Raw genomic sequence first — 19,863 nt, 5'->3', positions numbered from 1 at the left:
GCGGCGGGGGTTCTAGCCGCCGCACCCCCGCGCGCCAAGGCTCGGCAGGTTAAGGGGGGCGGGGCTCGCCGGGGTTTCAGGAAGGGTTCAGCGCCATTTCGGCAAGCGCTCGCGCGAGGCGCGGGTGGGGGCGTGGAAGTCCGGCGGCTTGCCCGCCACCCAGCCCAGGAAATCGGCCAGGCGCGGCTCGGCGCGCAGAATATCGGGGTCGGTGAAATGGCGGGCCAGCTCCGTCTCGGTGAAGCGGGCATGGATCGCCTGGTGGCAGATATGGTGCATCAGCACCGTGCCGCGATGCGTGCCGCCCTTCAGCCGAGGCGTCAGGTGGTGGCGGCTGGCGCGGGCGCCGGGCGGGATGGGGCGGAGGCAGAGCGGGCAGGTCGCATCCCCCGCGGGCTCGGGGGGAGGGCCGCGCTCCTGGCGCGCGGCGCGCTTCTCGTGGCGGCGGGACACACGATTGATATGGGAACGGGGCGCCGGGGCGTGAAGCCCCGCTCCTTCCTGGCCAGCCCCCCGGCGGGGCGGTAAGAAGCGCGGCCCCTCTCTCCGGACAGGCCATGCAGGACCCCATCCTCTTCGCGCTGACCGTGCTGCTCATCCTCGGCACCCCCGGGCCGACCAACACGCTGCTGGCGGCGGCCGGCGGCACGGTCGGCTTCCGCCGGGCCCTGCCGCTCGTCCCGGCCGAGGCGGGCGGATACCTCATCTCCATCCACGCGATCGGGCTCGCCCTCGGGCCGGTCATCGCCTCCCGGCCGGAGGTGGCGCTGGGGCTGCGGCTGGCGGTCGGGGCCTATCTCCTCCTCCTCGCGGCGAAGCTCTGGCGGCGGGGGGCGGTGGACCTCTCCACCGCGCCGGTCACGCCCCGGCAGGTCTTCGTCACCACCCTGCTGAACCCGAAGGCGATCGTCTTCGCCCTCGGCGTGATCCCCTTCGGGGCGGAGCGCTGGTGGCCCTACACCCTCGGCTTCCTCGGGCTGCTGGCGGGGGTGGCGCTGGCCTGGATCGCCCTCGGCGCCGTGCTGGGGCGCGCGGCGGGGGCGGTGGGCCGGGCGGGGCTGGTGCCGCGCGTCGGGGCGGCCGCCGTGGGCGCCTTCGCGATCCTGCTCGTGGCGGGGCCGCTGCTGCGCTAGCCCGGTTCAGGCCGCGTCCGCCGCGCGCTTGCGGAGCGGGCGGGCGAGGTTGGCCCCGGCCGGGATGAAGCCGAGGGCCGAGAGGAAGGCAGCGCCCCTGTCCTCGCCCTCCGGCGGGGCGGCCTCCAGCGTCTCGCAGCCGCCGGCGCGGGCGGCCTGGGCGCCGGCCTTGATGAGCAGGCGGCCGATGCCGTTGCGCCGCTCCTCCTCCGCCACGGCGAGCGCGGTGATGCGGGCGAGCGGCCGGTCGGCGGCGAGGGAGGGGTGCCGGTGCAGGGCGATGACCCCGATCGCCGCGCCGTTCCAGCCCGTGGCGACCAGCACGGAGGAGGCGGGGTCCTTCAGCAGCACCTCCAGCCGGTTCGCCATCTCCCGCGCCGTGCCGCCGAGCATCCCGGCGAGGTCTCCCGCATCCGCCGGCAGGGCGGACCGGATCTCCACCCCGTAGCGCGTTCCACCCGCCATAATCCCTCCAGCGAACCCCACTCCCCGGCCCGCGTTGAGGGCGGCGGGGCGGGCGATCCGCCCGGTCAGATAGGAATAGATCAATGCAGAAGCACGGTTCCGCCACCTGGGAGGGCGGGTTCAAGGACGGGCGCGGCACGATCTCGCTCGAGAGCGGGGCGATGAACGCCCATCCCTACGGCTACGCCATGCGCTTCGAAGGGGTGAAGGGCACGAACCCGGAGGAGCTGATCGGCGCCGCCCATGCCGGCTGCTTCACCATGGCGCTCTCCGCCATCCTCGGCGGCGCCGGGCTGACGGCGGAGCGGATGGAGACGAAGGCCGACGTCACGCTCGACAAGGTGGGGGACGGCTTCGAGATCACGAAGATCCACCTCACCCTGCGCGCCAAGGTGCCCGGCACGGACGATGCCGGGTTCCAGGAGCTGGCGGCGAAGGCGAAGGCCGGCTGCCCCGTCTCGAAGGTCCTGAAGGCAGAGATCTCGCTGGACGCGACGCTGGAGAGCTGAGCCCTCCGCCCGCGCCGCTTGACAGGGCGGCGCGGGCTCCGTCGCATGGGCGCCCCGAGCGACGGAAAGGCGGCCCGATGACGACACGACGCACCCTTCTCGGCGGCGCGGCGGCCGGCACCCTGCTGCGCGGCGCGCCCGCCATCGCCCAGGGCGACGCGGCGCATGTGCTGCGCTTCATCCCCCAGGCCGACGTGACGACCCTCGATCCGCTCTCCACCACCTCCTATGCCGTGCGGAACCACGGCCATATGTGCTGGGACACGCTCTACGGACTGGATGCCGACTACCGCCCGCAGCCGCAGCTCGCCGAGGGGCACGGGGTGGAGGATGACGGGCGGCGCTGGACCTTCACCCTGCGCGAAGGCCCGACCTTCCACGATGGCGAGAGGATCCGCGCCGCCGACGCCGTGGCCTCCATCCGCCGCTGGATGGTGCGGGACACGCATGGCCAGACGCTCGCGGCGCGGATGGAGGAGATGCGCGCCCTCGACGACCGGCGCTTCGAGATCCGCCTGCGCCGCCCCTTCGGCGTGATGCTGGAGGCGCTGGGCAAGTCCTCCTCCTATCCCTGCTTCATCATGCCCGAGCGCTTCGCCGCCACCCCCGCCATGACGCCGCTGACGGAGATCGTCGGCTCCGGCCCCTACCGCTTCGTGGCGGAGGAGCGGCGCTCGGGCGCGCAGGTCGTCTATCGCCGCTACGACCGCTACGTGCCATCGCCCGTGGGCCGGCCGGGGGTGACGGCCGGGCCGAAGATCGCGAGCTTCGAGCGGATGGAGTGGCGCCACATCCCCGATCCCGGCACCGCCTCGGCCGCGCTCCAGGCCGGCGAGGTGGATATCTGGGAGCGGATGCACAACGACCTCCGCCCCGTCCTCGCCCGGCGGCGGGACGTGGTGATCGACCGCGTGGAGACGAGCGGCACGGTGGTGATGCTGCGCCCGAACCACCTCCACCCGCCCTTCGACGACCCCGCCGTGCGCCGCGCCGTCTGGCCCGCCCTGGCCCAGGCGGACTTCATGCAGGCGATCATGGGAGGCGACCGGAGCCTCTGGCGCGATGGCGTCGGCCCCTTCCCGCCGGGCACGTCCCTCGCCTCGGATGAGGGCCTCTCCGTCCTCACCTCGCCGCGGGACATGGCGGCCGCGCGGGCGGCCCTGGCCGCAACGGGCAAGGCGGGGGCGAAGGTCGTCATGCTCGACCCCGCCGACCAGCCGAACAACAACGCCCTCACTCTCGTCGCCATCGACATGATGCGGAAGATGGGCTTCGAGGTGGAGGACGCCGTCTCCGACTGGGGCTCCATGCTCCAGCGACGCGGCAACAAGGCCCCGCCCGCCCAGGGCGGCTGGAACGCGGTGGTCGTGCTGTTCGGGGGCGACGACCTCTCCAACCCCGGCGGCCATCCGCTGCTGCGCGCCAATGGCGGCGATGCCTGGTTCGGCTGGCCGAGCAGCCCGCGGCTGGAGGCGCTGCGCGACGAGTGGCTGGAGGCGCCGGACGCCGCCGCCCAGGCCCGCACCGGGCGCGCCATCCAGGCCCAATTCTTCCAGGACGTGCCCTACTGGCCGCTCGGCCAGTACTTCATCGACTGCGCCCATCGCCGCGGGCTGGCGATGGAGCGGCGGGGCATGACCCTGCCGCTGAACGTCAGGCGGGGCTGATCGCCCCCCTCCCCCTTGCCCATGGCGGCCGGGGCTTCGATCTTGGGCGGGACAGGAGACCCGCCGATGGACCTCGCCCCCTCCCCCACCCCTTTTCCCGCCACCGCCGCCGCCCCCGATGCCCGCATGGACCGGCTGGCGGAACTGGCCGTGAAGGTCGGGCTCGGGCTCGTCCCGGGGCAGGAACTGGTGATGACGGCGCCGGTAGAGGCGCTGCCCCTCGCGCGCCTTATCACCGCTCAGGCCTACGAAGCCGGCGCCTCGCTGGTGACGACGATCCTCTCGGACGAGAGGTCCTCCCTGCTCCGCTACCAGCACGCGCGGGACGAGAGCTTCGACGCTGCCCCCGGCTGGCTCTTCGAGGGCATGGCCGCGGCCTATCGGGGGGGCGCGGCGCGGCTGGCCATCGTGGGGAGCGACCCCTCCCTCCTCTCCGGCCAGGACCCCGCCCGGGTGGCGCGGGCCAACCGGGCGCAGAGCATCGCCTACCGCCCGGCGCTCGACCTGATCGTCGACAGCCACATCAACTGGACCCTCGTGCCCTTCGCCCATCCCGCCTGGGCGCGGGCCGTCTTCCCCGGGGAGAGCGAGGAGGGCGCGGTGGCGCGGCTGTGGGACGCGATCTACGCCACCACCCGCGTGGACGAGCCCGACCCCATCGCCGCCTGGGCCGCGCATAATGCCGGGCTGAAGGCGCGGCAGGACCGGCTGAACGAGAGGCGCTTCCACCGCCTGCACTTCCGCGGCCCCGGCACGGACCTGATCGTCGGGCTGGCCGAGGGCCATGCCTGGATGGGCGGGGCGAGCAAGGCGAAGAACGGCGTCTACGGCAACCCGAACATCCCGACGGAGGAGGTCTTCACCACCCCCCACCGGGCAATGACGGAGGGCACGGTCTCCGCCACCAAGCCGCTCTCCCACCAGGGCACGCTGATCGAGGGCATCCGCGTGCGCTTCGAGGCCGGCGCCATCGTCGAGGCCCATGCCACGCGCGGGCAGGAGGTGCTGGAGCGGATGATCTCCACCGATGCCGGCGCGCGCCAGCTCGGCGAGGTGGCGCTGGTGCCCTCCTCCAACCCCATCGCGCGCAGCGGCATCCTCTTCCTGAACACCTTGTTCGACGAGAACGCGGCCAGCCACATCGCGCTCGGCCAGGCCTATTCGAAGTGCTTCGTGGACATTTTCCCCGAGGATGAGCTGGTCCGGCGCGGGGCGAATCGCAGCCTCATCCATGTGGACTGGATGATCGGCTCCCCCGAGGTGGAGGTGGACGGGCTGGACACCGGGGGCGAGCGCACGCCGCTGATGCGCGGTGGGGAATGGGTGGACTGACCGCCCCGGTCATACCGGATGCCTTCGGGCCGGATGACTTCGGGCGGCGCCTCGGCTAGAGCCGGGGGGATGCGCCGCCCACGGCACCACCTTCTGCGCCTTCTCGGCCTGCTGCTGCTGCTCGGCTGGAGCGCGGCGACTGTGCCGCACGCGCGGGCGCTCGCGGCATGGGGCGGCGCGATGCGGGTGGAGCTGTGCAGCGCGCACGGCCCCCGCTCCATCCTGGTGGACCGGGACGGCAAGCCGGTGCCGCGGGAGATCCCCGCGGATTGCTGCGACCTCTGCCCCACCCCCACTGCCGCGCCCCCTTCCGCCCCCGCTATCCCGCCGGCCCCGGCGGGCCATGCGCTCGTCACCGCCGCGCCGGACCGGCCGGGGCTGCCGCCCCTCCCGCCCCGGGCACCGCCCCAGCTTCCGCGCGCCCCGCCCATCGCCTGATCGAACCCGCACCGCTCACGCCGGGCGCCGCCGCGCGCCCGGAACCAAGAACCGGGACCTTCAGGACAAGATCATGACCATTCACCGTCGCGCCGTGGCCGGGCTGGCCGCGCTGGGCGCCCTCGCCCTCACCTCCCCGCTCGCCGCCCAGGGCCCCGCCCCGGGCATCACCGTCGAGCAGCCCTGGGCCCGCGCGGCCCTGCAGGGCGGCACCGGGGGCGCCTTCCTCACCCTCCGCAACGCCGGCAGCGCGCCGGACCGGCTGGTCGCCGCCTCCACCCCCCTCGCCCGCACGACCGAGATCCACGAGACCGTGCGCGAGGGGGATGTGATGCGGATGCGCCCCACCGCCGGCATCGAGGTGCCGGCCGGGGGCAGCGCCGCCCTGCGGCCGGGCGGGGCGCATGTGATGATGATCGGCCTCACCGAGGCGCTGCGCCCGGGCGCGACCCTCCCCCTCACCCTCCGCTTCGAGCGGGCGGGAGAGGTGCAGGTGACCGTCGCGGTCCAGGCGGCCGGGGCCTCGGCCCCCGCGGCGCACCACCACTGAGGGGCGCCCGGCCATGAACACCCGTATTCTCGCCGCCTTCGGCCTCCTCGCCGCCCTCTCCGCCCCCGCCGGCGCGCATGTCGTGCTGGACCGGGCGGAGGTGCCCGCCGGCACCTATGCGCGCATCGCCCTCCGCGTCGGCCATGGCTGCGGCGGCGCCGCGACCACCGCCCTGCGCGTGACGCTGCCGCCCGAACTGGCGAGCGCGCGGCCCATGCCGCATCCGGGCTGGACTATCGTCATCGGCCCTGACCCCGCCTCGGGCACTGCCGCCGCCCCCAGCGGCAGCACCGCCCCTGGTGGCAGCACCGCCCCGGGCGGCCACGCCGCCCATGCGGGCCACGGAACCCATGCCGGGCACAGTGTCGCCGGCGGTCAGGCCGCCGCGGGCGGCCATGGCGGCCACGCGGCCGCGGCCGGGCCAAGGGAGATCGCCTGGACCGGGGGCCGGCTGGACGACGCCCATTTCGACGAGTTCGCCCTGCTGGTCCGCACCACCGCCGAGCCGGGCACCGTCCTCGCCCTGCCCGTCGTGCAGGAATGCGAGGGCGGGAAGGTCGCGCGCTGGACGGAGCGGCCCTCGCCGGGGGAGCGGACAAAGGAGCCAGCGCCGCTGCTCCGGGTGGTGGCGGGGCGCTGACGCCCCGGCGCGCCTACTCCTTCCAGGGATGGGCGCGCCACAGCCCCTGCAGCTCCGACCGCAGCGCCGCGAGCGCGGCGCCGTACTCCTCCGGCCCGAGATAGCGCAGGGGCAGCGCCTGCTGCGTGGCGAGCTGGCGGAACTCCGGGTTCTCCATCGCGGCCCGCGCCGCCCCGGCCAGCCGCTGCAGCACCGGCCCCGGCACGCCGGCGGGGGCGGCGAGGCCGCGCATGGAGCCCTGGATCACGTCGAAGCCCTGCTCGCGGAAGGTCGGGGTGTCCGGCGCCTCGGACCAGCGGGCGGGCGCCATCTGGCCGAGGGCGCGGGCCAGGCCGCTCCGCATGTCGGCGATCGCCTCGCCCACATTCATGCTCGCCATGGTGATCTGCCGGCCGACGAGGGCGTTGCGCACGGGGGCGGCGCCGGCGAAGGGCACATGCGTCATCCGCACCCCCGCCAGCCGCTCGAAGGCGAGGGCCGCGAGATGGTCGTCCGAGCCGATGCCGGTGGTGGCATAGGTCACGTTGTCCGGATTGGCGCGGGCGAAGGCGACGAGGTCGGACAGCGTGCGGAACCGGCTGTCCGTCGGCACGACGAAGGCGCCGGGATCGTCCACCACGTTCGCGACCGGCGCGAAGTCCTCCAGCTTGTAGCGCGCCTGGCGCTCGATGGGGATGGAGAGGATGTTGGGCGTGTTGATGAAGCCGATGGTGTAGCCGTCCGGCTGGGCGCGGGCCATCTCGCTCCAGCCGATCTCGCCCCCCGCGCCGCCGCGGTTGAGCACGACGATGGGCTGGCCCAGCTCGCGCTCCATGAAGCGCGCGAGGGTGCGCGCGGCGACATCCGTGCCGCCCCCCGCGGGGAAGGCGACGATGAGGGTGACGGGCCGCTCCGGCCAGGCGGCGCGGGCGGGGCGTGCCGCGAGCAGGGCGGCGGACGCGGCGAGGGTGGCGAGCTGGCGTCGTTGCATGACTTCCTCCGGGGCGGCCGCATCGTTTCGGTGGCACGGCTTGCCAATACCGGGTGATCGTGACGATGCTTCCCCACGCCGCCAAGACGGCACGGAGGGAATCGACGAGACTGGCGGGGCCGCGCGGCCCTGTGCCGCGATCTCTCCCTATCCATCCCGCTTCGGCGGATCGCCAGGAGAGTTCCCGCATGACCATCGGCCTCCGTATCGCCGAGGCGCGGCCCGAGCCCGACGCCGCCCTCATCGCCCGTGCGGCGAAGCTGCCGGTGGCCAATATCGGCGACGTGATGAACCGGCTGCAGGCGATGCGCGGCGGCTTCCTCGCCTATGGCGGGCGGCGGACCTATGTCGGCCCTGCGCTCACGGTGAAGGCACGGCCGGGCGACAACCTCTTCCTCCACCGCGCCATGGACCTCGCGCGCCCGGGCGAGGTGATCGTCTGCGACGGCGGCGGGGACCTGAACATCGCCGTCGCGGGAGACCTGATGATCGGCCACGCGGAGAAGCGCGGCGTCGGCGCCATCGTGATCGATGGCGCGGTGCGCGACATCGAGGGGCTCCGCAAGATGGACATTGGCGTCTGGGCGCGCGGTGCCAATCCCTCGGGCCCCTACAAGGACGGGCCGGGCGAGATCGGCTACCCCGTCGCCTGCGGCGGGCAGGTGGTGATGCCGGGCGACCTGATCGCGGCCGATGAGGACGGCGTCGTCGTCATCCCGCGCGCCGAGGCCGCCGCTGTGATTGAGGCCGCCGAGGCGCATGCGGCGAAGGAGGCGGAGACCACGGCCGCGATCCGCGGCGCCGGCTGGCCGCGCGGCTGGGTGGAGGAGACGCTCGCCGCCAAGGGCGTGGCCGTCACGCGATGAGGCATGTCCCCGCGGAGCGCGTCCGGCGCCAGATCCTGGGCGTGCTGCGCGCCTGGGGCATGGCGGACGACCTCGCCGCCACCACCGCCGAGGCGATGGTGGAAACCGATCTCATGGGCATCGACAGCCACGGGCTCTCGATGCTGATGATGTATGAGAGCTTCCGCGGGAACGGCCAGCTCGACCTCGCCGCGCGCCCGCGCGTGGTGCTCGATGCCCCGGCGACGGCGCTGGTGGATGGCGGCGCGAATCTCGGCCATCCCAATGCGGACTTCGCGATGCGCCTCGCCGTGGAGAAGGCGAAGGCGGCGGGCATCGGCGCGGTGGGCGTGCGCAACTCCCACCATTTCGGCGCGGCCGGGCACTACGCGCGCATCGCCTCCTCGGCGGGGGTGATCGGGATGATCACGAGCTCCGCGCGCACGGTGCTGATGGTGCCCACGCGCGGCACGCTGCCCCTGCTCGGCGCGAACCCCATCGCCTTCGCCGCGCCCGCCTTGCGGAACCAGCCCTTCGTGCTGGACATCTCCTCCACCACGGTCGCGGCCAACAAGGTGAAGGTCTACGACCTCCAGGGAAAGCCGATCCCCGAGGGCTGGGTGGTGGACGAGGCCGGGCGGCCGGTGACGGACTCAGCCCGCGCCATGGAGATCATCTTCAAGGAACCGGGCGGCGGCGTGACGCCGCTGGGCGGGGCGGAGGTGACGGGCGGGCACAAGGGCTACGGGCTCGGCGTGATGGTGCAGGTGCTCTCGGCCACGCTGACCGGCGCCGCCTTCGGGCCGCTACGCAATCCCACCCGCAAGCCGGGCGATCCCGACGATGTCGGCCACTTCTTCCTCGCCATCGACCCCCGCGCCTTCCGGCCGGAGGGCGGCTTCGAGGAGGAGATGGACGCGATGATCGACGCGCTGCACGCCACCCCGCCCGCCGATCCCGCGCGCCCCGTGCTGGTGGCGGGCGATCCGGAAGCGGCGGAGCGCGAGAGGCGGCTAGCGGGGGGCATCCCCGTCCCGCCCGCGCTGGAGCGGCACATCCGCGCGATCTGCGAGAGATCGGGTGCGCGCTACGAACTGAGCGACGACTAGGGCGCGAAGCAAGGGAGGAATGAGGATGGAGCGGATCAACCGCCGGGCTCTCCTGGGCGCTGCCGGCACGGCGCTGGCCTGCCCGGCCCTGGCGCAGCGCATCGGGCCCTGGCAGCCAACGCGCCCGATCCAGTTGAATGTCGGCTTCGCGCCGGGCGGGGGCAGCGACATCATCGCGCGCACCATCGCCGAGGCCTGCGCGCCGCTGATCCCCGTGCCCCTGGTGGTGGTGAACCGCCCCGGCGCGGGCGGGGCGCTGGCGGCCGAGTTCGTCGCCCGCGCGGCGCCGGACGGGCACACGCTGGTCATGCATGGCGGCAGCGAGAGCACCTCCATCCCCGCCCATCGCGAGGTCCCCTACGACCCCAAGACCTCCTTCCGCGCCGTGATCCGGCTGACGCGGAACGGGCACCTCCTCGTCTGCAAGGGAGGTGACGCGCCGCGCTACGCCGATTTCCGCGCGGCACTGGCGGCGGCCAAGGCCGATCCGGGCGGGCTGGCGCACGGCTCGGCGGGGGTGGGCACGCTCTCCCACTCCATCTTCATCCTGCTGGAGCGCGCGGCGGAGGTGCAGTTCCTGCACGTGCCCTATACCGGCGGAGGCCCCGCCCTCCAGGCCTTGCTGGCCGGGCAGACGCAGCTGAACATCAACGCGACGGACGAGCTGGGCTCGCAGGTCACCTCCGGCACGCTGAAGGCCCTCGCCATCGCCTCCGAGGCGCGCGCGCCCGCCTATCCGGACGTGCCGACGATGCGCGAGCTCGGCTACGACATCGTGGCGGACAACATGAAGGGCTGGGTCGGCCCCGCCGGCATGACGGACGAGATGGTGACCTACCTGCACGATCGTTTCCGCCAGGGCATGCAGACGCCGACATGGCAGCGCTTCATGGAGCGGGTGGGCGAGGCGGACGGCTATGCCGACGGGCCGACCTTCCAGGCCTCGATGGACCGGCTGCTCGATTCCATCCGCGCGGCGATGAGGAAGACCTGATGGCTGTGGACCGTATTTCTCCCCCTGCGCCTGCGGGTTTCGTCGGGCTCGGCGTCATGGGGGCCGCGATGGCGGCGAACGTGGTGAAGGCGGGCTTCGCCCTGGCCGTCTCCAACCGCAGCCGCGGCAAGTCGGAGGCGCTGGAGGCCGCGGGCGCGCGCTGGGCCACGACGCCGGCCGAGGCCGCGCGCGGGGCCTCCGTGATCGGCCTCTGCCTGCCCGACACGCCGGATGTGGAGGCCGTGCTCTTCGGCCCCGGCGGCGTGGCCGAGGGCGTGGCGCCGGGCGCGGTGGTGATCGACTTCAGCACCATCGCCGCCGCCCCCGCCGCCGGCTTCGCGCGCCGGCTGCTGGAGGAGCGCGGCGCCCATCTGCTGGACAGCCCCGTCTCCGGCGGCCCCGCGGGGGCGCGGGACGGGACGCTTACCTGCATGATCGGCGGCGATGCCGGCGCCTTCGAGGCGGCGCGGCCCTTCCTGGAGGCGGTGGGCAAGACCCTCACCCATCTCGGCCCGCCCGGTGCGGGGCAGGTCTGCAAGTCCGCCAACCAGCTCATGGTCGCGGCCACCATGCAGGCGGTGGCGGAGGCGCTGGCCCTCGGGCGGAAGGCGGGGCTGGACCCCGACCTCATGCGTCAGGCGCTGCTCGGCGGCTCCGCGCGCTCCTTCGTCATGGAGAACCACGCCAAGCGCATCATCGAGCGCACCTTCCAGCCCGGCTTTCGCGCCGAGCTGATGCGCAAGGACACGCGCCTCTCGCTGGCCGCCATGCGGGACCACGGCGTCTTCGCCCCCGCCACCGCCATGGCGGCGCAGATGATGGAGGCGCTGGTGAACAGCGGGCGGGGCGGGCTCGATTCCTCCTCCCTCGGCGCGCTGGTGGCCGAGCTCTCGGGGCTGAAGGAATGACCCTGCACCTCCTCTCCACCCTCGCCGTGGCGGGGGCGATGCGCGGCCTGCTCGGGCGCTGCGAGGCGGCGGCGGGGATGCGGGTGACGGCCGACTTCATGCCCACCCTCGGCCTGCTCGCCCGCATCCGCGGCGGCGAGCGGGCGGATGCCGTGGTCCTGACGGCCGAGGGGGTGGAGGAACTCATCGCGGAGGGCGTGCTGGACCCGGCGAGCCGGGCCGACCTCGTCCGCTCGCATATCGGGCTCGCCGTGCGGGCGGGCGAGCCGCATCCGCGCATCGGCACGGTGGATGAGTTGAAGGAGGCGCTGCTCGCCGCCCCCTCCGTCGCCTATTCCCGCACGGGTGCGAGCGGCATCGCCTTCGCCGCGCTGCTCGGACGGCTGGGCATCGCGGAGGCAGTGAACGCGCGGGCAACGATCGTCCCCTCCGGCTTCACGGCGGAGCCGCTGGTGCGGGGCGAGGCCTCGCTCGCCGTGCAGCAGGTGAGCGAGCTGCTGGCCGTACCGGGGATCGAGGTGATCGGCCGCCTGCCGCGGGAGGTGGAGACGGTCGCGGTCTTCACCGCCGCCGCTTTCCGGGGCGCGGCACAGCCGGAGGCGGCCGGGCGTCTGATCCGCTTCCTCGCTTCGGGGGAGGCAGCGCCGGCCCTGCGGGAAGCCGGGCTGGAGCCGGTGGCGGAGGGGCTGGCCTCCGCGCCGCCCGCGCCGGATAAGGGCTGATCCCCTTCTGGAATGGTGATCGGCATGGGCGCGTTCAGGATCCTCGGCATTTCCGGCAGCCTTCGGCGGGGGTCGCACAACACCGCCGCCCTGCGCGCAGCGGCGGAGCTGGCGCCGGAAGGCGTGGAGGTGACGATCTACGAGGGGCTGGGGGACATCCCGCCCTATAACGACGACCTCCGCGCCGGCTCGGGAAATCCGGCCCCCGTCGAGGCGTTCCGTCAGGCGATCCGCGCGGCGGATGCGGTGATGATCGCGACGCCGGAATACAACTACTCCGTTCCCGGCGTGCTGAAGAACGCGATCGACTGGGCCTCCCGCGGCCCCGACCAGCCCTTCGACGACAAGCCGATCGCCATCATGGGCGCCTCCCAGGGGCTGCTCGGCACCGCGCGGGCGCAGTACGACCTGCGGAAGATGTTCGTGTACCTGAACGGCCATCCGCTGAACCGGCCGGAGGTGTTCATCGGCCAGTCCGGGCAGAAGGTGGATGCGGAAGGGCGGGTGACGGACGAGACCAGCCGCAAGCTGATCGCCCAGCAGGTGGCCGCGCTGCGGGACTGGGCGCTGCGGCTGCGGGGCTGAGGCCCCCGTTTACTCGGCGCTCTCCCCCGGCTTAGGTTCTATCCTGGGATGCTTCACCGCCGGAGAGCGGTGCCGGGAAAGCCGGTCTGGGATAAAGGAGAGCGCGCTTGGCCTACGCCTTGCAGCAGCTGATCAACGGCGTCGCCCTGGGGATGATCTACGGGCTGATCGCCGTGGGCTACACCATGGTCTACGGCATCATCGGCATGATCAACTTCGCCCATGGCGACATCTTCATGGTGGGGGCCTTCATCTCCCTCATCTCCTTCGTGCTGATCAGCTCGGGGGGATGGGCGGCGGGGCCGGGGGCGATCCTGCTCGTGCTGCTCGTCTCCATGGCCGTCACCGCGCTCTACGGCTGGTCGGTGGAGCGCGTGGCCTACCGCCCGCTGCGCGGCTCCTTCCGCCTCGCGCCGCTCATCTCGGCCATCGGCATGTCGATCGTGCTGCAGAACTACGTGCAGGTGGCGCAGGGCGCGCGGGTGAAGCCGATGGAGTCCATCGTCACCGGCGGGGTGGAACTGTGGCACGGCAACGGCTTCGCCGTCTCCATCTCCACCATGCAGGCGATGATCGTGATCGTGACGCTCGTCGTGCTCGCGGTCTTCACCTGGCTGGTCACGCGCACCCCGCTCGGCCGCGCCATGCGCGCCTGCGAGCAGGACCGGAAAATGGCCGGGCTGCTCGGCATCGACACGGACCGCACGATCAGCATCACCTTCGTCATCGGCGCGGCGCTGGCGGCCGTGGCGGGCACGATGTACCTGCTGCGATACGGGGTGATCGACTTCTACATCGGCTTCCTCGCCGGGGTGAAAGCCTTCACCGCCGCGGTACTCGGGGGCATCGGCTCGCTGCCCGGGGCGGTGCTCGGGGGGCTGCTGATCGGGTTGATCGAGACCTTCTGGAGCGCCTATTTCTCCGTGCAGTACAAGGATGTCGCGACCTTCGCGATCCTCGTCATCACCCTCATCTTCATGCCCACCGGCCTGCTCGGCCGCGCGGAGGTGGAGAAGGTATGAGCGGCGTGGCCGTGCCGCACGAGGGCGGCGTGCCGCATAACGACGATGGCGTCCCCGATCCCGGCGAGATGACGGGTATTCCCCGCACCGCCGCCCCGCCCCCGCCCCGCCCGCCGCTCGCCCACGCGCTGCGGGACGCGGGCATCGCCGCCCTGGTGGCGCTGGGGCTGTTCATCCCCCTGGTCGGGCTCCGCACGGATGTCGGCCCCTCCGGCGGCGGGCTCTTCATCCGCACGCGCTGGACGGATGTGGCGATCATCGTCGGCCTCGTCTTCGCGGGCCGGCTGGCGCTGAACCTCTGGGAGAGCCTGCGCCCCGAGCGGCGCGCGCCCACGGCCCGCCGCACCGCGCTGCTCGGGCGCATCGGCCTGCTGGTCGCGCCGGTCCTGCTCGGCTTCGCGATCGCCCTGCCCTTCCTGCCGGGCACCTCGCGCTACGTGCTCGACCTCGGCATCCTCGTGCTCACCTACGTCATGCTCGGCTGGGGGCTGAACATCGTGGTCGGGCTCGCGGGGCTGCTCGACCTCGGCTATGTCGCCTTCTACGCCGTCGGCGCCTATTCCTACGCACTGCTCTCCACCACCGTCGGCCTGTCCTTCTGGATCTGCCTGCCGCTGGCAGGGCTGCTGGCGGCCTTCTGGGGCGTGCTCCTCGGCTTTCCCGTGCTGCGGCTGCGCGGCGACTACCTCGCCATCGTGACGCTCGCCTTCGGCGAGATCATCCGCGTGGTGCTCATCAACTGGGTGTCGCTCACGGGCGGGCCGAACGGGATCTCGGGCATCCCGCGCCCCTCCTTCTTCGGCCTCTCCTTCAGCGCGGGCGGCGGGCCCGGCTCCTTCTCCGACTTCTTCGGGCTGGAACCCTCCCCCACCCATCGCGTGGTGTTCCTCTACTACCTCATCCTGGCGCTCGCCCTGCTGACGAACTGGGTCACGCTGCGCCTGCGCCGCCAGCCGCTCGGCCGCGCCTGGGAGGCGCTGCGCGAGGACGAGATCGCCTGCCGGGCGCTGGGCATCAACGTGACGAACACGAAGCTCACCGCCTTCGCGATCGGCGCCATGTTCGGCGGCTTCGCCGGCGCCTTCTTCGCCACGCGCCAGGCCTTCGTCTCGCCCGAGAGCTTCACCTTCATCGAGAGCGCGATCATCCTCGCCATCGTCGTGCTCGGCGGCCTCGGCAGCCAGCTCGGCGTGGCGCTGGCCGCGCTGATCATGATCGGCGGCTTCGAGGCGTTCCGGGACCTGGAGGAGTGGCGCATGCTCGCCTTCGGCGCGGCCATGGTGGTGATCATGGTCTGGCGGCCGCGCGGCATGGTCTCCACCCGCACGCCCTCCATCTCGCTCGGCAAGCGGAAATCCATCTCGGGCGATCTCGTCGGGGAGGGCCACGGATGAGCACGCCCATCCTGCCCACGCCCATCCTGGAGGTCCGCGACCTCGTCATGCGCTTCGGCGGCCTCACCGCCGTGGACCGCGTCTCCTTCGAGGCGGCGCGGGGCGAGATCACGGCGGTCATCGGCCCGAACGGCGCGGGCAAGACGACCGTCTTCAACCTCATCACCGGCTTCTACACGCCGAGCGCGGGCGAAATCCTTCTGCATGGCCGCGACGGCCAGCGGCCGCTGCACGCCACGCCCGGCCATCGCATCGCCCAGGCCGGCGTCGCGCGCACCTTCCAGAACATCCGGCTCTTCCCGGGGATGACGGTGCTGGAGAACCTTCTCGTCGCGCAGCACAACCGGCTGCAGGCGGCGACCGGCTTCGGCATCGCCGCCGTGCTCGGCCTCGGCGGCTATCGCGCAGCGGAGCGGGAGGCGGTGGAGCGCGCGAAGCACTGGCTGGAGGCGACCCGCCTTCTCGACCGCGCCGACGACGCCGCCGGCAGCCTGCCCTATGGCGCGCAGCGGCGGCTGGAGATCGCGCGGGCCATGTGCACCGATCCCGTCCTCCTCTGCCTGGACGAGCCGGCGGCCGGGCTGAACCCGCGCGAGTCCGAGGAGCTGGCCGAGCTGATCCGCCTCATCCGCACGGGCGGCTGCTCCATCCTGCTGATCGAGCACGACATGGGCGTGGTGATGAACATCTCGGACCACATCGTCGTGCTCGACCACGGCAAGAAGATCGCCGACGGCATCCCCGCCGCGATCCGCGCGGACGAGAAGGTGATTGCCGCCTATCTCGGCACGGGAGACGACGACGAGGCGCCCTCCCCCGCCGTGGAGGGCGCGGCATGAGCGCGGCGCTTCAGAACCGCGCTCCCTCGGCCGCGATGCTCCGGCTGGAGGGCGTGACCGCCGCCTATGGCGCGGTGGAGGCGCTCCGGGACGTCTCCGTCCATGTCGATCCCGGCGAGATCGTCACCCTCATCGGGGCGAACGGCGCGGGCAAATCCACGCTGCTGATGACCATCTTCGGCAGCCCGCGCGCGCGCACCGGGCGCATCCTCTTCGAGGGGCGCGACATCACGGGCATGCCGATGCACGAGATCGCGCGCGCCGGCATCGCCCAGTCGCCGGAGGGCCGGCGCATCTTCCCGCGCATGACGGTGCGCGAGAACCTGCTGATGGGCGCGCAATCCTTCGGCGTCGATCCCGCGCCCGGGCTGGAGCAGGCCTTCACCCTCTTTCCCCGGTTGAAGGAGCGGGAGGCGCAGCGCGGCGGTACGCTCTCGGGGGGTGAGCAGCAGATGCTCGCCATTGCCCGCGCGCTGATGTCGAAGCCCAGGCTGCTGCTGCTGGACGAGCCCTCCCTCGGCCTCGCGCCGCTGGTGGTGCGCGGGATCTTCTCGGCCATCCGCAGGCTGAACGCGGAGACCGGGCTGACGGTGCTGCTCGTGGAGCAGAACGCGAACCAGGCGTTGCGGCTGGCGCATCGCGGCTACGTGCTGGTGAACGGCCGCACGACGCTGGAGGGCACGGGCGCCGAGCTGCTCGCCCGGCCGGAGGTCAGGGACGCCTATCTCGGAACCCATTGAAGCCGGGGCAGGCCACGCCCTAGGCTCCGCGCAACCATTCCTTATGGAGGCTTCACCAAGATGACGATCCAGCGCCGCACCCTTCTGGGCGCCACGGCCGCCGCTCCCGCGATCCTGGCCGCGGGCGGCGCGGGGGCCCAGGCCCGCACGGTCCGCATCGGCATGGCCGGGCCGCTGACCGGCTCCAACGCCACCTTCGGCGCCCAGATGCGCGAGGGCGCGCAGCAGGCGGTGACGGACATCAACGCCGCCGGCGGCATCCTCGGCCAGCAGGTGGTGCTGGAGACGGGCGACGACGCCTGCGACCCGCGCCAGGCGGTGTCCGTCGCCAACCAGCTCTCGGGCCGGCAGGTCCGGGCGGTGATCGGCCACTACTGCTCCGGCTCCTCCATCCCCGCCAGCAAGGTCTATGCGGAGGAGGGCGTGCTGCAGATCAGCCCGGCCTCGACCAACCCGCGCTACACCGACGAGGGCGCCTGGAACACCTTCCGCACCTGCGGGCGGGACGACCAGCAGGGCGCGGTGGCCGGCAAGTACATCGCCGACACCTACAAGGGCAGGCGCGTCGCCGTGCTCCACGACAACTCCGCCTATGGCAAGGGGCTGGCGGACGAGACGAAGAAGGCGATGAACGCCGCCGGCACGACGGAGCAGATCTACGCCGCCTACACCCCGGGCGAGCGCGACTACAACGCCATCGTCTCCCGCCTGAAGTCGGCGAACATCGACGTCATCTATGTCGGCGGCTACCACACCGAGGCCGGGCTGATCGTGCGCCAGGCCAAGGAGCAGGGGATGAACGTCACGCTCATCGGCGGTGACGCGCTGATGACGAACGAGTTCTGGCAGATCAGCGGCGCGGCCGGCGAGGGCACGCTGATGACCTTCTCCTCCGACCCCCGCAAGCGCCCGACCGCGGCCGAGGTGGTGCAGCGCTTCCGCGCCCGCAACGTCGATCCCGAGGGCTTCGTCCTCTACACCTATGCCGCGACCCAGATCTGGGCCGAGGCGGCGAAGAAGGCGAACTCCGTCGATCCGCGCCGGGTGGCCGAGACGATGAAGTCCTCCGGCCCCTGGCAGACCGTGCTCGGCCCCATCTCCTTCGACCGCAAGGGCGACGTGACGGTGCCTGACTACGTCTTCTATGTCTGGAAGAACGGCACCTACGCCGAGATGTCTTGAAAGCACTGATGCAGCGGACCATCTTCGTTCACGTCAACAACATGAAAGGAGGTGATCCGGTGTCTCATCGCATCAACCAGGTCCTCGTGGCCGCCACTCGGATCACCGTGCAGGGCTGAACCCGCACGGGTCACCAGGTGACGCGGGCCGCGAACCGGCCACGCGATGGGAAGGCCCCGGCGGGAAACCGCCGGGGCCTTCTGCGTTCCGGGCTTAACCTATTGCGTGTCTCCCCTGCCACACCGGCCTCCCCCCCCGCGGGTTCGGGGGCAACCCGCGCCGGATGCCCCCGTTCCCGGCCCGGGCCAGTACGGCCAGGAAGGAACGCAGGACCATGTCCGGCTACACGCAATCGCAATCATCCACCCCCTCCATGCCCGAGGGGGCGCCGGTGCTCCGGCACCGCATCTCCTGGGGCGCCATCCTCGCGGGCGCGCTGATCGCCATCGCCGTCGGGGCGGCGCTGAACATCCTCGGCCTCGCCATCGGCGTCACCACGGTGGATGTCCAGGCCGGCGACACGCCCTCGGCCGGCAATCTCGGCATCGCGGGCGCGGTATGGCTGCTCGTCTCCAATCTCCTCGGCCTGGCGCTGGGCGGCTACGCGGCGGCCCGCCTGTCCGGCACCGCCGACCGCTCGGATGCGACGCTGCACGGCGCGGCCGTCTGGGCGACAGCCTATCTCGTTTCGGCCGTGCTTCTGGGCAGCGCCATCTCGGGTGCCGCCAGCACCGCGGGCAGCGCGCTCTCCAGCGTGGTGGGCGGGGTGAGCCGCGGTGCGAGCCAGGCCGTGCAGGCCGCCGCGCCGGCGGTCGATCCGGAGGCCCTGGTGGAGCGCGCTCGCGTCGCCCTGTCCGGCCCCTCCGATCCCGCGCGCATGACGACCGAGCAGCGCGGCGCGGAGATCGCCCAGCTCATCGGCAAGCGCGCCGTGAACGGCAACCTCTCGGGTGACGACCGCACGCGGCTGAACCGCCTCGTCGCCGCCGAGGCCGGGATCAGCGAGCAGGACGCCGCCGGCCGCGTCCAGGCCTATGAGGCCGAGGCGCAACGCACGGCGCAGGAGGCCGCGAACCGTGCCCGGCAGGCGGCCGATGCCGCGGCCCGGGGCGCGTCCATCGCGGCTTTCGCGATCTTCGGCGCCCTCGTCCTCGGGGCCCTCGCCGCCATCATCGGCGCGCGCACCGGCACGCGGGACCTCATCCACCTGAACAGCCGCCGCGCGGCGGTCTGAGAACCGGGGAGGCGCGCGGCCCCGGCGGCGCGCCTCTCTTCGCGGCTACTCCGGTATGCCCACGGGGTGGTAGTTGCGAGAGAACCAGATGAGGGCCGGGCGCTTCGCGCCGAGGCGGATGGCCTGGACCCGGGCGAAGACGACGCTGTGCGTGCCCTTCTCCACCACTTCCTCCACCACGCAGTCGAGCGCCGCCACCGCTTCCTCCAGCGCCGGCGCGCCGGTCTGGAGAACCGTCCAGCTCCCCTCGGCGAAGCGCGCCGCCTGATCCGCCCCGGTGAAGCCGGCGAAGGTGTTGGACAGGAGCTCCGCGTCCCCGGGCAGCACGTTCACGCAGAGCACGCCGTTGGCCTGCACAGCGGGGTTGAGGCTGCTGGTCCTGTTCATGCAGACGAGGAGCGTCGGCGGGGAATCAGTCACGCTGCACACCGCGCTCGCGGTGATGCCGACGCGCCCGGCGGGGCCATCCGTGGTGACGATGGTCACGGCGGCGCCGAGCCGGGCCATGGCGTCGCGGAACTCCTGCCGGCTGGGCTCCATCACGCAACTCCTGGGAAAGCGATGCCCGTCGATATCGCGCCGATC

Annotated in this window: 23 protein-coding genes; 19 read left to right on the top strand and 4 right to left on the bottom strand. The window is 72.9% G+C overall.

Going from position 1 to position 19,863, the window contains the following annotated elements:
* Nucleotides 1-87 precede the first annotated feature (87 nt).
* Nucleotides 88-453, bottom strand: a complete 366-nt coding sequence (locus FHS87_RS23620; protein WP_184514175.1) for an HNH endonuclease family protein — start codon at nt 451-453, stop codon at nt 88-90.
* 104 nt (nt 454-557) lie between these two features.
* On the opposite strand from FHS87_RS23620, the gene FHS87_RS04045 reads away from it, so the two are divergent.
* Nucleotides 558-1,133 (top strand): LysE family transporter, encoded by a 576-nt coding sequence (locus tag FHS87_RS04045; protein WP_184514173.1) that lies wholly within the window; start codon nt 558-560, stop codon nt 1,131-1,133.
* Nucleotides 1,134-1,139: 6 nt separating this feature from the next.
* On the opposite strand, the gene FHS87_RS04040 is transcribed toward FHS87_RS04045, so the two are convergent.
* Entirely contained in the window at nt 1,140-1,598 is a 459-nt protein-coding gene (locus tag FHS87_RS04040) for a GNAT family N-acetyltransferase (protein ID WP_184514171.1), read from the bottom strand.
* A gap of 83 nt (nt 1,599-1,681) precedes the next feature.
* On the opposite strand from FHS87_RS04040, the gene FHS87_RS04035 reads away from it, so the two are divergent.
* The 6 genes from FHS87_RS04035 (at nt 1,682) to FHS87_RS04010 (ending at nt 6,734) form a co-directional block, all read left to right on the top strand.
* The gene (locus tag FHS87_RS04035; RefSeq protein ID WP_184514169.1) at nt 1,682-2,107 is read left to right on the top strand and encodes an OsmC family protein; all 426 of its coding nucleotides are present in this window, start codon (nt 1,682-1,684) and stop codon (nt 2,105-2,107) included.
* A 77-nt stretch (nt 2,108-2,184) separates the two neighbouring features.
* Complete coding sequence (locus FHS87_RS04030) at nt 2,185-3,774, top strand: ABC transporter substrate-binding protein (protein WP_184514167.1); 1,590 nt, start codon at nt 2,185-2,187, stop codon at nt 3,772-3,774.
* A 66-nt stretch (nt 3,775-3,840) separates the two neighbouring features.
* On the top strand, nt 3,841-5,106 hold the full coding sequence (locus FHS87_RS04025) for an aminopeptidase (protein ID WP_184514165.1): 1,266 nt from the start codon (nt 3,841-3,843) through the stop codon (nt 5,104-5,106).
* A 69-nt stretch (nt 5,107-5,175) separates the two neighbouring features.
* Nucleotides 5,176-5,544: a DUF2946 family protein gene (locus tag FHS87_RS04020; protein WP_184514163.1), complete on the top strand. Its 369-nt coding sequence runs from the start codon at nt 5,176-5,178 to the stop codon at nt 5,542-5,544.
* Nucleotides 5,545-5,617: 73 nt separating this feature from the next.
* The gene (locus tag FHS87_RS04015; protein WP_184514161.1) at nt 5,618-6,094 is read left to right on the top strand and encodes a copper chaperone PCu(A)C; all 477 of its coding nucleotides are present in this window, start codon (nt 5,618-5,620) and stop codon (nt 6,092-6,094) included.
* Nucleotides 6,095-6,107: 13 nt separating this feature from the next.
* A complete protein-coding gene (locus FHS87_RS04010; RefSeq protein WP_184514159.1) occupies nt 6,108-6,734 on the top strand; it encodes a YcnI family protein in 627 nt (208 codons plus the stop codon).
* 13 nt (nt 6,735-6,747) lie between these two features.
* Here FHS87_RS04010 and FHS87_RS04005 read toward each other — a convergent pair whose 3' ends face one another.
* Entirely contained in the window at nt 6,748-7,704 is a 957-nt protein-coding gene (locus FHS87_RS04005) for a tripartite tricarboxylate transporter substrate binding protein (protein WP_184514157.1), read from the bottom strand.
* 188 nt (nt 7,705-7,892) lie between these two features.
* Here FHS87_RS04005 and FHS87_RS04000 point away from each other — a divergent pair, with 188 nt between their 5' ends.
* The 12 genes from FHS87_RS04000 (at nt 7,893) to FHS87_RS03945 (ending at nt 19,278) form a co-directional block, all read left to right on the top strand.
* Nucleotides 7,893-8,570 (top strand): RraA family protein, encoded by a 678-nt coding sequence (locus FHS87_RS04000; RefSeq protein WP_184514155.1) that lies wholly within the window; start codon nt 7,893-7,895, stop codon nt 8,568-8,570.
* Nucleotides 8,567-9,658: an Ldh family oxidoreductase gene (locus FHS87_RS03995; protein WP_184514153.1), complete on the top strand. Its 1,092-nt coding sequence runs from the start codon at nt 8,567-8,569 to the stop codon at nt 9,656-9,658. The genes FHS87_RS04000 and FHS87_RS03995 overlap by 4 nt, the downstream gene beginning before the upstream one ends.
* A gap of 25 nt (nt 9,659-9,683) precedes the next feature.
* Entirely contained in the window at nt 9,684-10,652 is a 969-nt protein-coding gene (locus FHS87_RS03990; RefSeq protein ID WP_184514151.1) for a Bug family tripartite tricarboxylate transporter substrate binding protein, read from the top strand.
* Entirely contained in the window at nt 10,652-11,560 is a 909-nt protein-coding gene (locus tag FHS87_RS03985; RefSeq protein WP_184514149.1) for an NAD(P)-dependent oxidoreductase, read from the top strand. The genes FHS87_RS03990 and FHS87_RS03985 overlap by 1 nt, the downstream gene beginning before the upstream one ends.
* Nucleotides 11,557-12,282, top strand: coding sequence for a molybdate ABC transporter substrate-binding protein (locus tag FHS87_RS03980; RefSeq protein ID WP_184514147.1), 726 nt, complete (start codon nt 11,557-11,559; stop codon nt 12,280-12,282). Before FHS87_RS03985 ends, FHS87_RS03980 begins: the two co-directional genes overlap by 4 nt.
* 24 nt (nt 12,283-12,306) lie before the next feature.
* The gene (locus FHS87_RS03975; protein ID WP_184514145.1) at nt 12,307-12,867 is read left to right on the top strand and encodes an NADPH-dependent FMN reductase; all 561 of its coding nucleotides are present in this window, start codon (nt 12,307-12,309) and stop codon (nt 12,865-12,867) included.
* A gap of 107 nt (nt 12,868-12,974) precedes the next feature.
* A complete protein-coding gene (locus FHS87_RS03970) occupies nt 12,975-13,889 on the top strand; it encodes an ABC transporter permease subunit (RefSeq protein WP_184514143.1) in 915 nt (304 codons plus the stop codon).
* On the top strand, nt 13,886-15,283 hold the full coding sequence (gene livM, locus FHS87_RS03965; protein WP_456306602.1) for a high-affinity branched-chain amino acid ABC transporter permease LivM: 1,398 nt from the start codon (nt 13,886-13,888) through the stop codon (nt 15,281-15,283). The genes FHS87_RS03970 and livM overlap by 4 nt, the downstream gene beginning before the upstream one ends.
* Complete coding sequence (locus FHS87_RS03960) at nt 15,280-16,122, top strand: ABC transporter ATP-binding protein (protein WP_281394293.1); 843 nt, start codon at nt 15,280-15,282, stop codon at nt 16,120-16,122. The genes livM and FHS87_RS03960 overlap by 4 nt, the downstream gene beginning before the upstream one ends.
* A complete protein-coding gene (locus FHS87_RS03955) occupies nt 16,119-16,862 on the top strand; it encodes an ABC transporter ATP-binding protein (RefSeq protein ID WP_184514141.1) in 744 nt (247 codons plus the stop codon). The genes FHS87_RS03960 and FHS87_RS03955 overlap by 4 nt, the downstream gene beginning before the upstream one ends.
* Nucleotides 16,863-16,922: 60 nt before the next feature.
* Complete coding sequence (locus FHS87_RS03950; protein WP_184514139.1) at nt 16,923-18,044, top strand: branched-chain amino acid ABC transporter substrate-binding protein; 1,122 nt, start codon at nt 16,923-16,925, stop codon at nt 18,042-18,044.
* 334 nt (nt 18,045-18,378) lie between these two features.
* Complete coding sequence (locus FHS87_RS03945; protein ID WP_184514138.1) at nt 18,379-19,278, top strand: hypothetical protein; 900 nt, start codon at nt 18,379-18,381, stop codon at nt 19,276-19,278.
* Nucleotides 19,279-19,323: 45 nt separating this feature from the next.
* Here the strand turns inward: FHS87_RS03945 and FHS87_RS03940 are convergent, their stop codons facing one another.
* Nucleotides 19,324-19,821 carry a flavin reductase gene (locus FHS87_RS03940; RefSeq protein WP_456306601.1) on the bottom strand — a complete coding sequence of 166 codons (498 nt, stop codon included), beginning with the start codon at nt 19,819-19,821 and terminating at the stop codon, nt 19,324-19,326.
* Nucleotides 19,822-19,863: the final 42 nt, after the last annotated feature.

Origin of the sequence: Muricoccus pecuniae (assembly GCF_014199205.1) — a bacterium.
Taxonomy (GTDB): domain Bacteria; phylum Pseudomonadota; class Alphaproteobacteria; order Acetobacterales; family Acetobacteraceae; genus Roseomonas; species Roseomonas pecuniae.
Note: the sequence above shows the minus strand (reverse complement) of the source record. Positions and strands in the feature narration are given on the sequence as shown.